We start from the raw sequence: 13,119 nt of genomic DNA, 5'->3' as shown, positions 1-13,119 counted from the left end.
GCCTCGATCACTATCTCAGGAAGGTTTCTTCTCTATCCGCAGCGCCTTCGCCTTCGCCTCAACCACCAGATACATCACCACCGTGATCAACAAAGGCAACAGGAAATAAATCGCCCGATACGCCAGTAATCCCGCCACCAGACTGCCTCGCGAAGCCTCGTGTTGCAGCAGCGCGACAAACACCGCTTCCAACACCCCAAGCCCCGCCGGAATGTGAGTGATGACCCCGGCAATCGCACTGATCAACAGCACGCCCAACACCAACGGATAATCGAGTTTGCTCGGCAGCAGAGTGAAAATCACCGCCGCCATCAGCGACCAGTTCAACGCGCCCAGCAACAGTTGCAACACCGCCATGCGCAGCGACGGCAGGTTGATTTCCACGCCGCGGATCGACCATTCACGGCGCTTGGAAAACTGGCAGGCCGCGAGGTACCCGGCGCTGATCAGCAGCAGTAAAACGCCGATGCCCTGCAGCGCGACGGTACTGACTTTCCATCCCGGCGGCATGCTCACCAGACCGCTGCTGAACACCACGCCGGCAATGGTCATGTAGCCGAACCAGTTGGTCGCCAGACTCAAACCGAGGATCTTGGCGATGTTGCCTTTGCTCACACCGAGCCGCGAATACAGCCGATAGCGCATGGCGATCCCGCCGACCCACGCGCTCAGGTTCAAGTTGAAGGCGTAGCTGATGATCCCCACCGGCAGAATCTGTTTCCAGGTCAAATCCTGACGAATATAGGTGCGGCCGATCAGGTCGAAACTGGCGTACACCAGAAAGCTCAGCAAGGTCAGGCTGGCGGCGATGATCAGCGTGCGCACCTTGAAGTCGGCGAGGGTCTGCAGCACTTCGGTCCATTCGATGCGCATGGCAAACATCGTCAGCAATGCGATCAGCGCGAGGAAAAACAGCAACGTCAGCGGACGTTTCCAGCGACTCCATTTCGAGTGAGCCGCAGGTGCCGAATGAGCGCTCGGGTGCGCTTCGGTATGGCTCATGAGCGGTCACCTCGAAATGGCTTCAGGCGTGGTTTGTGCGCTGGCAGCCAACCGGCCATGGCCGGGAAATGCCGCAGAAAGTGGAACACCAGAAACCCGACCGTCATGTGCCAGATGCGTCCGCGTGGCGACTTGCTCGGGTCCATGGCTTTGCAATGATTTTGACTGAGGTCTTCGAGGCGCTCGAACAGGTGCTGATTGAAGGCGCGGTCACGGATCAGCACGTTGGCTTCCAGGTTCAGCGACAGACTCAGCGGGTCGAGGTTGCTCGAACCGACGGTGCTCCATTCTTCGTCGACCAGCGCGACTTTGCCGTGCAGCGGCCGCTGGCAATATTCGTGAATCTGCACGCCGGCCTTGAGCAAATAATCGTAGGTCATGCGCGCAGCGAGTTTCGCCACCAGCATGTCTGGTTGACCTTGCAGAATCAGCCGAACATCGACGCCACGGCGCGCGGCATTGCGCATTTCCCGCAGCAAACGGTAACCGGGGAAGAAATAGGCGTTGGCAATCACCACCCGGCGTTTGGCGCCGCGCAGCACTTGCAGATAAACGTCTTCGATATCAGTGCTGTGCTGGTCGTTGTCGCGGAACACCAGGCGTACCTGACCGTCATGATCATCGAAGGCCATTTCCGCACGACGCTGGCGCCGGCGTTGCCACCAGAACCGCGCGCGGCCCGGGCGACCACTTTGCAACAGGGCGAAGTGATGGATGTCAGCGACCGCCGGGCCCTGAATTTCCACCGAATAATCCTGCTTGGCCTCGGGGCCGAAATCGGCCAGATGATCGCCGGAAAAATTGATCCCGCCGATGAACGCGATCAGGCCGTCGACCACGACGATTTTGCGGTGCAAACGGCGAAACCAGTTCGTACGAATACCGAGACGTTTTGGCGCCGGATCGAAGATCTGCAAATGCACGCCGGCCTCGCTCAGCGCCGCGAGATAACCGGTGGTCAACTCGCCGCAGCCGAAGCCGTCGAGGCTGACGGTGGTGCGCACGCCGCGCTTGGCCGCATCAATCAGAATCTCCTGCAACTCGGCGCCGACCTTGTCTTCGAAAACGATGAAGGTCTCCAGCAGGATTTCACTTTTCGCTGCGCGCATCGCTTCAAACACGCGCGGGAAATACTCTTCGCCGTTTTCCAGCAATTGCACATGATTGCCGCCCTGCCAACGGTACTCGACGTCGACCTGGCCGGGCTCGCGCACCGGCGGGTTGATGCTGATGGGTTCCACGGCGGATTTCTCCAGCGGCGCGCTGTTCATAGTTCGATCTCCACCGATAACGGTGCGTGGTCGGAAAGGTGAGACCAGGGCCGATTGGCGAGGACCTTCGGCTGACTGGCTTTGAGGTTGCGGACATAAATACGGTCGAGGCGCAGCGTCGGCAGACGTGCGGGGAAACTGCGCGCCGGTTTGCCTTGGTGCTCGGCGAAGACTTCGCGCAAGCCGCAAGGTTTGAGCAGCGCATCGGCGCGCTGGCGCCAGTCGTTGAAATCACCGGCGACGATTACCGGCGCGTCATCCGGTAGTTCGGCAAGGCGTTCGCCGAGCAGCTTCAACTGCGCGTTACGATGGCTTTCGCGCAGGCCCAGATGCACGCAGATCGCGTGGATCTCGACACCGTCGCCGGGCAAGCGCAGCACGCAATGCAGCAGGCCACGGTTCTCGTGGCCACTGATCGACACGTCAAGGTTGTCGTGACGGATGATCTGGAATTTCGACAGCAACGCATTGCCGTGATCGCCGTCCGGGTACACCGCGTTGCGCCCGTAAGCGAACTGCGGCCAGAGGCTGTCGGCGAGGAATTCGTACTGCGGCATCGTCGGCCAATTGCTGTAGCGCTTGTGATGATGCTCGTGGGTGCCGTGGACTTCCTGCAAAAACACCACGTCGGCGGCGACACTGCGCACCGCTTCGCGCAATTCCGGGAGAATGAATCGCCGATTCAGCGCGGTGAACCCCTTGTGGGTGTTGACCGTCAGCACAGTGAAGGTGCGCACCGACGGCGCGACCACCGAGCCTTCGTCGGTGAAGCCGACCGGTTCTGAAATGCTCATGCCAGCACTCCTTCGCCAGCGGGTTCACCGGGCGTAGTGGCAAGGTCTTTATCCAGCTCGAAACGGTGCAGCAGATCACGAGCGTCGTAGGGCGCGCGGACTTTGATGTCGTTGTCGAAATAGCAGAACACTTCGCGGGACTTGCGCGCGCGTGGCTTCAAGCGTGGCGCGATCAGGTGGGCATCTTTCGGTTGCTCGCCGTGGTGCCACGCGTCGATGCGCTCGGCCCAGCGCTTGAGGGCTGGCGCGGTGTAGCCGCTGGCGTAGAGTTCTTCGGCACCGTGCAGGCGCAGGTAAACGAAGTCGCTGGTGAGGTCTTCGCGGTACGGCCATTTGTCAGCGGTGTCGGCAATGACCAGCGCAGTGTTGTAACGCTTCAACAGCCGCACAAATTCGGGATCGAGGAAGCTGTCATTGCGAATTTCCACCGCATGGCGCAACGGCTTTTTGCGCCAGGCTTTCAGGCTCGCGTGACCGTGCAGATGGGCATCGTGTTGGTGGGCGAGGACGGCGGCTGCTTCGGTGTCGTGGGGCAATAGCGCGAGGAAATGTTCGAAGCGCTCAGGCTCGAATTTGAAGTTCGGCGGGAATTGCCAAAGGATCGGCCCGAGTTTCTCTTTGAGTTCCAGAATCCCCGAGGCAAAGAAGTTCGCCAGCGGTTTTTCAATCTCGCGCAAGCGGCGGATATGGGTGATGAAACGCGGCGCCTTGACGCTGAAAACGAAGTCGTCGGGCGTTTCGGCGTACCACTGCGCATAACGCTCGGGTCGCTGCAGGGCGTAAAACGATCCATTGATTTCGATGCTGTTGACCGCCCGCGAGGCGAACTGCAACTCGCGCTTCTGTGCCAGTCCCTTTGGGTAAAAATCCCCGCGCCACGGTTCGTAGCGCCAGCCAGAAATACCGATGTGAATCGTCGCCATGCCACCCTCCCGTTGATAGCCCTCGTGTTGCCGTTATCTTTTGATGACTGCGGGCGGATCGGGAAAGTTTCGGCGACGTTACGGACGGTACTTGCTTACGACCGCTGCTAATTCCCTGCGGGAGCGATCAGTGCGGCTGCGGTGCTCGGCCAGAGGCTCTTGAACTTGCCGGACAAATTTCGATCAGTTCCTTACAGGTTCAGCCACGGGAGATCGGAGTTTTGGTCAAGTTCAGGATCGCCATTCTGCTGGGAGCATTGTTGTTTCTCGGTGCCAGTCAAATCGATGCCGCCACGCTGCCAGGCGTTCCGGCCGCTGCCGAAGAACCGGCCAAACCCGAGCCGTTGGTGCAGGGCGGCCTGCTCGGCGCAATCAGTTCGAGCATCGACGATGTACAAGACAAACTCGATCTCAATGAAAATCTGGTCGATGCCTGGCGCCTGCGCGCCGACCGTGCAGCCAATGAAGTCGATAAACTGGTCAACCACCCTTCGAATCGCTCGGGCTGGAGCGTCGCCGGAGATTTCCTCTCGCTGTCCGGCACCTGGCTCGGCAGTTTTGCGCTGCTCACCGTGCTCGGCAGTCTGTTGGCCAAACGCCTGCGCGAAGGTCGCTGGCTGCGCACCCGCCAGCGCAGCCAGGATCTGGTCGGCTATCTGCTGCCCTACACCCTCCCGGCACTGATTTGCCTGCCGTTGACCCTGTATGTCAGCCACTTTCTGCAAGCTTCAGTCGGACGAGCGCTGGCGCTGTGTCTGGCCTATGCCACCAGCAGCGGCATCTTCTCCACCTCGATGTTGTTGTGCGTGGTGGTGATGTTCAACGTCGGGCACAAACGCCCGGCGGCGCGGATTATCCGCAATTATTGCCCGCGACCGCTGTTCCTCATCGGCTTTCTCGCCGCCCTCAGCGATGCGCTGACCAGTCCGCAGATCGCCCGCCAACTGGGCGGCAATATCACCAGCAGCGTCGCGGTGTTCACCGGTCTGATTGCTTCGGTGATTTTTGGTTTGCTGGTGATTCGTCTGCGCCGTCCGGTGGCGCATTTGATTCGCAACCGTCCGCTGAGCCAACGGTTGAAACAGCCATCGCTGCAGGAGTCGCTGCGGATCTTTTCCGGGCTATGGTACTGGCCGATTGTGTTGATGGTGCTGGTTTCGGCGGTCAATCTGATCGGTATCGGCGAGGACAATCAAAAAGCCCTGCGCTGCGCGTTGTTTACCACGGTGCTGCTGATTGGCACGGTGTTCCTGAGCACGATCCTGCAGCACTTGTTCAAGTCACGAAAAGCCGAAGCGCTGCAGCGCAGCAGCGCTTACAAGGAACGCTTTCTCAGCCTGTTGCATGCTTTGCTGCGGATCGTCATCGCCATTGCCTTCATCGATATCCTTGGGCGGATCTGGGGCGTGTCGCTGCTCGATTTCGCCCAGAGCAGCACGGTCGGGCGAGCAATCAGTAACGCGCTGAGCAGCATTGGCCTGATCTTTCTGGTGACGTGGTTGCTGTGGGTGGTACTCGACACGGCGATTCAGGAAGCGTTGAAGCCACCGGTCAGCAAACGCGCGGCGCGCCAGCCGAGCACGCGGGTGAAAACCATCCTGCCGCTGCTGCGCAACGCGATCAAAATCATCCTCGTGGTGATCTGCGCAATCACCACCATGGCCAACCTTGGCATCAACGTCGCGCCGCTGCTGGCCGGTGCCGGGGTGGTCGGTCTGGCCATCGGTTTCGGCTCGCAGCAACTGGTGCAGGACGTGATCACCGGGTTGTTCATCATCATCGAAGACACCCTGTCGATTGGCGATTGGGTGGTGCTCGATTCCGGGCATGCCGGCACGGTTGAAGGGCTGACCATTCGCACCCTGCGGTTGCGTGACGGGAAAGGCTTCGTACACTCTGTGCCGTTCGGCCAGATCAAGGCTGTGACCAACCAATCGCGGCAGTTTGCCTTTGCGTTTTTCTCGGTGCAGTTCACTTACGACACCGACGTGGACAAGGCCATCGAGCTGATCCGCGAGACCGGCGATTCGATCCGCGAAGATCCGTTCCTCAAATACAACCTGCAAGGGCCGCTGGACGTGTTTGGTGTGGACCGGATGGACTTGAACGGCGTGGTGCTGACGGCGCAGTTCCGCACGGTGTCGGGCGGGCAGTATGCGGTTAGCCGAGCATTCAATCAGCGTTTGAAGAAGCTTGTGGATAACACCGAGACGGTGCATTTCGCGCAGACTTATCCACAGCAGGTTTTGTTGCCGAAGCGTTCGCAGGGGAGTGAGGTGGTGGTGAGCGAGGTGCCACAGGAATCTCGCACATAGAGCAGGTTCTGCTGTAGGGCTGTTGACGTCTTCGCGAGCAGGCTCGCTCCCACAATTTGATCGCGTTCCCCTGTGGGAGCGAGCTCGCTCGCGAAGATGTCAGCGCAGACACTATCAATGCCGGATCAGCACGCGCTGTAGCTCGATCAGGTTTTCCTGATCCAGCTCCAGCCAAAACTGCTGCTTGCCGCCAATCTCCGCCGCCGCCGGCAACCCATCGCGATACACCAGCCGATTACTCACCAGCGCCGGCACTTTCACCCCTGGCAACAACGTCCCGGCCAGGTTCAGCGGGTCCACGCCGCAGACCGCCACCAGACTGCCGTCATGCGGTCGCCGCCGGACTTCGCGCAACAACGGAATCGCCTCGGGCAAGGCAAACTGCTCCCCCGCCAAACCGCTGACAAAGCGCCCGCCACGAATCTCGCCGCGCGCTTCCAGCCGATGAAAGGTGCGCAGCAATTCACGCCAACTCGGCAACCAGTCCGCCTCGCGTTCCAGCAAACGCCAGAACACCACGCCATAGCGGCGCAGCAAGGTCATGGCCACGTGTTCGAGCGTTTCGCTGGTATCCACAGTTGACCCGCGCCGCAGCAATGCCCAGCGCCCGGCATCGTCCATGCCGCCAACAAACGCCCCGCGCCCACGCCGACTGCTGCGCTGCTGGCGCTTGCTCGCCGGGGTAATCAGCGCGCGCAGGCCGGCGAAGCTGTCGGCGTTCACCAACCCGGCGCCGACCAGTTCCTGCAAAGCGATTTCCAGCTCGGTGCGCAGCAGATGCGCTTCATGAATCAGCTCATCGAAAAACAACGCGCCGTGCTGACTCAAAGCCTCAAACACCTTTTGGGTTTTCGGGGATAGCTCATCCACAGGCGTCTGTTCCGCCATCGCACTCCACAAGCCGACCTGACTGCGCGGCAGCAACACGATCGGCGTGCTGCGCAACGCCGTGCCGCTGATTTTTTGGCGGGCGCTGAGGCGCATCCACACCAGTTTGCCGTTACGGCACAGGTCATCCAGCCAGCTTGGCGAATAGTCCTTGAGCCGCGCCGGGAGGATGTCGCTGTCCCACGCCGAAGCCGCTGCTGCGTAACCTTCGAACTGGCCGACAATCGCCGGCAGCACGGCGCTGCCCTGACCGCGCGTTGCGGGCGACAGATGCTGCCAGTCGAACAGAAAACGCATGAAATCCTGCAAGGCCACCGGTTCGATTTCCCGGCGCAAACGCTTGACCGTGTAGCGATGAATGCGCGCGAGCAGATGCCGTTCGCACCATTCCTCAAGGTTGATCTTGGGCGTGAACTGGCCGCGCAGCACATAGCCTTCGCGCTCAAGTTGAGCGAGGGCTTGATGGATTTCAGTGACCGGCAGCGCCAGTGGTTCGGCGATGGCGGTCAGCGGCAGTGGGCCGAACGCACCGAGGCGCGCGCGAAGCACTTCGACCAGCGCCTCAGCGAACGTCCAGGTTTCATCAAATCCCGGCAATGCCTCCAGAACGGGCTGCAATTTGGCCTGTGGATAAAGCGCTTGCAGACAGGTCAGGCGTTCGCGGGCCAGCCATAAGCCATGCTGCGGATCGACCTGCAAACGACAGGCGCGACCGCCGCTGGCGAGAGTTTCCAGCCATCCCCGCCAGCCCTCGTTCGCTTGCACTTCCGAATCGCTGATACACGCCAGACTCATCAGCGCCTCATGCATTTCATCCACAGCGTTGGGCGTCGGCCAGGCCTCTTCGCGTACAGCTTTAATGGCGTCGGCATCCAAAGCGCCGAGATCATCGGTCGACTGCGGATCGCTCCAGCGCCGGTTCAACACGGCTTGAGTACGGCGTTCTTCCAGCGGTGCATCGTCGAGAAAGGCGTACGGACGCGCATTGAGGATTTCTGCGGCGAGCGGTGAGGGTGCCGGCAGATCGCGGCTGATCAAGCGCACCTCGCCACGCTCCATGCGCCGCAGCAGATTGAGCCAGCCTTCGCTGTCCATCGCCTCGTGCAGGCAGTCGTCGAGGGTTTGTTCGATCAGTGGATGCTCTGGGATGTCCCGCTCGCCGGCGAGGTTTTCCAGACAGGCAATCTGATCGGGAAACACGCTGGCAATCAGGTCTTCGCTTTTCATCCGCTGCAACTGCGGGGCGACTTTGCGTCCACCGGTGAAGCGCGGCAACGCCAGTGCCACCCCGGCATTCCAGCGCCAGCGCACGCCGAACAGCGGCGCATCGAGCACCGCTTGAATGAGGATCTGCTCCGCGCTGTTGCTGTGCAGGTAACGCCAGATCTCATCGAGTTCAAAACTGTGGCTGGTGGACAGCGACAGCACTATCGCGTCTTCGCTGGCCGCTGCCTGCAACTCGAAATTGAACGTGCGGCAGAAACGCTTGCGCAGGGCCAAACCCCAAGCGCGGTTGACGCGACTGCCGAACGGCGAATGGATGATCAGTTGGGTGCCGCCGGATTCGTCGAAAAACCGTTCCATCAGCAGCGTGTCTTGCGAGGGCAGGGCGCCGAGGGTTTGCCGGGCGCGGGCGAGGTATTCCACCAGTTGTTCGGCGCTGGCGAGGTTGAGGCCGAGGGTTTGCGTCAGCCAGTCCAGCGCCGGTTGCAGATCGCCGGGGCTGGCGCCGAGTAACCCGTCAAGCTGTGCCTGCAGACGCGCCACTGCAAAGGACAATTCATCGCTGCGCCCCGGCGCTTCGCCGAGCCAGAACGGAATGGTCGGCGGCTGGCCGTGGGCATCCTCGACCCGCACCTTGCCGGTTTCCACACGCAGGATGCGGTAAGACGTATTGCCGAGCTGGAACACATCGCCGGCAATGCTTTCCACGGCGAAGTCTTCATTGACGCTGCCGATGTTCAGGCCTTGCGGCTCGAGCATCACGCTGTAATCGGCGTTGTCGGGGATGGTGCCGCCGCTGGTCACGGCAGCGAGTTTCGCGCCACGGCGCCCACGCAAGGTGCGGCTGACGGCGTCGCGGTGTAGGTAAGCGCTGCGGATGCCCTGACGGCCGTTGTAGCCTTCGGCGAGCATGCTCAACAGGGCCTGATAGTGTTTTTCGTCAAGATCGCGATAGGGCGACGCTTGGCGGAACATCGCCAGCAAATCGTCCTCCGGCCATTCCTGACAGCTGACTTCAGCGATGATCTGCTGCGCCAAAACATCCAGTGGCGCAACGGGGATATGCAGGGTATCGAGTTCGCCACGGCGCACGCAGTCGAGCAGGGCGGCGCATTCGATCAGGTCGTCGCGAGTGGTGGCGAACAACCGGCCCTTGGGCGTGCCGCCCACTTGGTGACCGGAGCGGCCGACCCGTTGCAGAAACCCGGCGATGGAGCGTGGCGAGGCAATCTGACAGACCAGATCGACTTCGCCGATATCGATGCCCAACTCCAGCGATGCAGTGGCGATCAACACCTGCAGCTCGCCGCGCTTGAGGCGTTGTTCGGCGTCGAGGCGAAACTCTTTCGCCAGACTGCCATGGTGCGCCGCCACCGCGTGCTTACCGAGGCGTTCGCTGAGATGTCGGCTCAGGCGCTCGGCCAACCGCCGGGTGTTGACGAAGATCAGCGTGGTGCGGTGCTCGCGGGCAAGTTCGGCGAGGCGGTCGTAAACCAGTTCCCAGACGTCGTTGGCCATCACCGCCGACAACGGCACCGGCGGTACTTCGATGCCGAGATCCCGTGGCCGGGCGTGGCCGATGTCGATGATTTCGCAGGGGCGATCATGGCCGACGAGGAATTGCGCCACGGCTTCGACCGGTTTCTGTGTGGCGGACAGGCCGATGCGGGTCAGCGGTTCGGCGCACAGCGCTTGCAGGCGCTCCAGGCTCAGGGCCAAGTGACTGCCACGCTTGCCGGCGGCCATCGCATGGATTTCGTCGATGATCACCGTGCGCGTGGTACCGAGCATTTTTCGCCCCGATTCCGAGCCGAGCAGCACGTAAAGCGATTCCGGGGTGGTCACCAGAATGTGCGGCGCGGTCTTGCGCATGGCCGCGCGTTCTTTCTGCGGCGTGTCGCCGGTGCGCACGGCGGTGGTGATGTGGACTTCCGGCAGGTTCATCTGCCGCAGCTGTTCGGTAATCCCGGCCAGAGGGTTTTGCAGGTTGATGCGGATGTCGTTCGACAGTGCTTTTAGCGGTGAGACATACACGACGAGCGTTTCATCGGCCAAACCTTCGGGGTTTTGCAGGCCTCGGTGGACGAGGTCGTCGAGCACCGCGAGGAACGCGGTCAGGGTTTTGCCCGAGCCGGTGGGCGCGGCGATCAGTGTCGAGCGGCGCTGGCGAATCAACGGCCATGCGCGGGCCTGGGCGGCGGTGACCGTCGGGAAGGTCTTGCTGAACCAAGCGCTGACGGCGGGGTGAAAGCCTGCCAGAGCGCTGTCGGCGGGGAGGGGCAGATTCATGGCTTAAGTTATGCGGTCGCAGGGGGGAAGATGCAAGTACCGCTCATGATCTTCAGTGTCTGGCAGGGCCCCTTCGCGAGCAGGCTCGCTCCCACAGTGGATTTATGTGCGCCGCGCATCCCTTGTGGGAGCGAGCCTGCTCGCGAAGGGGCCAGATGCCACAGCACAAATCCTTGGGATGAACACTTTACGGATGACGGTTGCGCACTAAACCCGCAAAATGCAACGATTCCGGCAATTATCGGCGACGCTTCCACAAGATCCGTCGCTCAAGCCATCGTTCCAATCAGACTGGGCCTGCTGACTCTATGCGAATGCGCCTTATGTTACTGGGCGGCGGAAATGCCCTTGGGCAGGCGCTGATTCGCCTCGGTGCAGAGGAAGACATCGGTTTCCTCGCCCCCCGCCCGCCCGAAAACGGCTGGGATGCCGCGAGCCTGACCCAATTGCTCGACGACACCCGTCCCGATGCGTTGATCAACCTCGCCTATTATTTCGACTGGTTCCAGGCCGAGGCCGTCAGCGAAACCCGGATGGCCGGGCAAGAGCGCGCGATCGAGCGTTTGGCCGAACTGTGCCAGCACCACAACATCGTCCTCGTGCAGCCCTCCAGTTATCGGGTGTTTGACGGCTCGCGTGCGACTGCTTACAGCGAAAAAGACGAACCGGTGCCGCTGGGTCTGCGCGGTCAGGCGCTGTGGCGGATCGAGCAAAGCGTCCGCGCAACGTGCCCGCAGCATGTGTTGTTGCGTTTCGGCTGGCTGCTCGATGACAGCGCCGACGGCACCCTTGGGCGTTTCCTCGCCCGCGCCGAGCAACCGGAAGAATTGCTGCTGGCCGATGATCGCCGTGGCAATCCGACCCCGGTCGACGATGCTGCACGGGTGATCATTTCGGTGCTCAAGCAACTCGATTGCGCGGCGCCGCTGTGGGGCACTTATCACTACGCCGGCCACGAGGCGACCACGCCGCTGGCGCTGGGTCAGGCGATTCTGACCGAAGCGCGCAGCCTGCACGCCCTGGCCATCGAGGCCCCGACCGCCCAGGCTCACGCCGCGCGTCCGGACGCTGCCGAAGAACCGCAACACGCGGTGCTGGCCTGCAAGAAAATTCTGCACACTTTCGGGATCAAGCCGCGCGCTTGGCGTGCCGCGCTCCCGGCATTACTGGATAGGTTTTATCGCCATGGCTGAAGGCCCTGTTTTAATCACCGGCGGCGCCGGTTTCATCGGCTCGCACCTGACCGATGCCTTGCTCGCCAAGGGCCATTCGGTGCGAATCCTTGATGACCTGTCGACCGGCAAACGCGCCAATCTGCCGCTGGACAATTCCAAGGTCGAGCTGATCGTCGGCGACGTTGCCGATGCTGCGCTGGTGGCGCAAGCGATGCAGGGTTGCAGCGCCGTAGCGCACTTGGCTGCAGTGGCTTCAGTGCAGGCCTCGGTAGATGAGCCAGTGAAGACTCACCAGAGCAATTTCATCGGCACGCTGAATGTCTGCGAAGCCATGCGTCAGGCCGGCGTCAAGCGCGTGTTGTACGCCTCCAGCGCGGCGGTGTATGGCAACAACGGCGAAGGCCAGTCGATTGACGAAGACACGCCGAAAGCGCCGCTGACGCCGTATGCCTCGGACAAACTGGCCGGCGAGTATTACCTCGATTTCTATCGCCGCCAGCACGGCCTGGAGCCGGCGATCTTCCGTTTCTTCAACATCTTCGGCCCGCGTCAGGATCCGTCCTCGCCGTATTCCGGGGTGATCAGCATCTTCAGCGAGCGCGCGCAGAAAGGCTTGCCGATCACCGTGTTTGGTGACGGTGAGCAAACGCGGGATTTCCTCTATGTTGAAGATCTGGTCCATGTGCTGGTACAGGCGATCGAAAAGCCTGAAGTAGAAGTGGGCGCGGTCAACGTTGGCTGGAATGAGTCGATGAACCTCAAGCAAATGCTCGCGGCGCTGGAGACGGTCGTGGGTGAATTGCCTCCGGTCAGCTACGGTCCGGCGCGTTCCGGTGATATCCGTCATTCGCGGGCGAACAATGCGCGCTTGCTGGAGCGGTTCAAGTTGCCTGAGCAGACGCCGATGAGCGTGGGTTTGGCGCGGTTGCTCGGTCGTTCCTGAAAAGAGCCCCTCATCGGAACGCCGCCCGCCTAACCCTCTCCCCAAGGGAGAGGGGACTGATCGAGGTGTACTTTCGAGTTGCGCCGACGTGAAATACCGAGTCGAGCTGAGATTTTGAAGAACACACAAATCGGCTCCCTTTCCCCCTCGCCCCCTTGGGGGAGAGGGCTGGGGTGAGGGGGATGGATCACAAACTCACCACGCATTCCAGGCAGACATGAAAAAGGCGCCCTTTGACAGGCGCCTTTTTCACGGCCGGAATTTGTCGCCTTCCTGTGGCGAGGGGAGGTTATCC

The 13,119-nt window shown here is 61.5% G+C and carries 8 protein-coding genes; 3 read left to right on the top strand and 5 right to left on the bottom strand.

From position 1 onward, the window contains the following. Window positions 1-15: 15 nt before the first annotated feature. From ACQ4OE_RS25790 to ACQ4OE_RS25775, 4 genes are read right to left on the bottom strand one after another with little or no spacing between them, the layout of a single operon-like run. A complete protein-coding gene (locus ACQ4OE_RS25790) occupies window positions 16-1,002 on the bottom strand; it encodes a lysylphosphatidylglycerol synthase domain-containing protein (protein WP_122592639.1) in 987 nt (328 codons plus the stop codon). Next, on the bottom strand, window positions 999-2,273 hold the full coding sequence (clsB, locus tag ACQ4OE_RS25785) for a cardiolipin synthase ClsB (protein WP_430948363.1): 1,275 nt from the start codon (window positions 2,271-2,273) through the stop codon (window positions 999-1,001). Before clsB ends, ACQ4OE_RS25790 begins: the two co-directional genes overlap by 4 nt. Then, a complete protein-coding gene (locus tag ACQ4OE_RS25780; protein WP_122592641.1) occupies window positions 2,270-3,067 on the bottom strand; it encodes an endonuclease/exonuclease/phosphatase family protein in 798 nt (265 codons plus the stop codon). The genes clsB and ACQ4OE_RS25780 overlap by 4 nt, the downstream gene beginning before the upstream one ends. Beyond that, window positions 3,064-3,990 (bottom strand): DUF72 domain-containing protein, encoded by a 927-nt coding sequence (locus tag ACQ4OE_RS25775; protein WP_430948362.1) that lies wholly within the window; start codon window positions 3,988-3,990, stop codon window positions 3,064-3,066. The genes ACQ4OE_RS25780 and ACQ4OE_RS25775 overlap by 4 nt, the downstream gene beginning before the upstream one ends. A gap of 221 nt (window positions 3,991-4,211) precedes the next feature. On the opposite strand from ACQ4OE_RS25775, the gene ACQ4OE_RS25770 reads away from it, so the two are divergent. After that, window positions 4,212-6,305, top strand: a complete 2,094-nt coding sequence (locus ACQ4OE_RS25770) for a mechanosensitive ion channel family protein (protein ID WP_430948361.1) — start codon at window positions 4,212-4,214, stop codon at window positions 6,303-6,305. A gap of 114 nt (window positions 6,306-6,419) precedes the next feature. Here the strand turns inward: ACQ4OE_RS25770 and ACQ4OE_RS25765 are convergent, their stop codons facing one another. Next, the gene (locus tag ACQ4OE_RS25765) at window positions 6,420-10,706 is read right to left on the bottom strand and encodes a DEAD/DEAH box helicase (RefSeq protein WP_430948360.1); all 4,287 of its coding nucleotides are present in this window, start codon (window positions 10,704-10,706) and stop codon (window positions 6,420-6,422) included. A 308-nt stretch (window positions 10,707-11,014) separates the two neighbouring features. Between ACQ4OE_RS25765 and ACQ4OE_RS25760 the strand changes: the two genes are divergently transcribed. Together ACQ4OE_RS25760 and ACQ4OE_RS25755 are read left to right on the top strand one after the other, a co-directional pair. After that, window positions 11,015-11,899 carry a sugar nucleotide-binding protein gene (locus tag ACQ4OE_RS25760; RefSeq protein ID WP_045123148.1) on the top strand — a complete coding sequence of 295 codons (885 nt, stop codon included), beginning with the start codon at window positions 11,015-11,017 and terminating at the stop codon, window positions 11,897-11,899. Next, window positions 11,892-12,824, top strand: a complete 933-nt coding sequence (locus tag ACQ4OE_RS25755; protein WP_430948359.1) for an NAD-dependent epimerase/dehydratase family protein — start codon at window positions 11,892-11,894, stop codon at window positions 12,822-12,824. The genes ACQ4OE_RS25760 and ACQ4OE_RS25755 overlap by 8 nt, the downstream gene beginning before the upstream one ends. Window positions 12,825-13,119 lie beyond the last annotated feature (295 nt).

Source organism: Pseudomonas sp. WC2 (genome assembly GCF_050586545.1).
Lineage (GTDB): Bacteria > Pseudomonadota > Gammaproteobacteria > Pseudomonadales > Pseudomonadaceae > Aquipseudomonas.
The sequence above is the reverse complement of the archived record's forward strand: the minus strand, read 5'-3'. Positions and strand labels throughout refer to the sequence as shown.

Excerpts from the sequence above, each read along its gene's own strand:
- ACQ4OE_RS25790 (WP_122592639.1), bottom strand. The coding sequence starts at position 1,002 with ATGAGCCATACCGAAGCGCACCCGAGCGCTCATTCGGCACCTGCGGCT.
- clsB (WP_430948363.1), bottom strand. The coding sequence starts at position 2,273 with ATGAACAGCGCGCCGCTGGAGAAATCCGCCGTGGAACCCATCAGCATC.
- ACQ4OE_RS25780 (WP_122592641.1), bottom strand. The coding sequence starts at position 3,067 with ATGAGCATTTCAGAACCGGTCGGCTTCACCGACGAAGGCTCGGTGGTC.
- ACQ4OE_RS25775 (WP_430948362.1), bottom strand. The coding sequence starts at position 3,990 with ATGGCGACGATTCACATCGGTATTTCTGGCTGGCGCTACGAACCGTGG.
- ACQ4OE_RS25765 (WP_430948360.1), bottom strand. The coding sequence starts at position 10,706 with ATGAATCTGCCCCTCCCCGCCGACAGCGCTCTGGCAGGCTTTCACCCC.
- ACQ4OE_RS25760 (WP_045123148.1), top strand. The coding sequence starts at position 11,015 with ATGCGAATGCGCCTTATGTTACTGGGCGGCGGAAATGCCCTTGGGCAG.
- ACQ4OE_RS25755 (WP_430948359.1), top strand. The coding sequence starts at position 11,892 with ATGGCTGAAGGCCCTGTTTTAATCACCGGCGGCGCCGGTTTCATCGGC.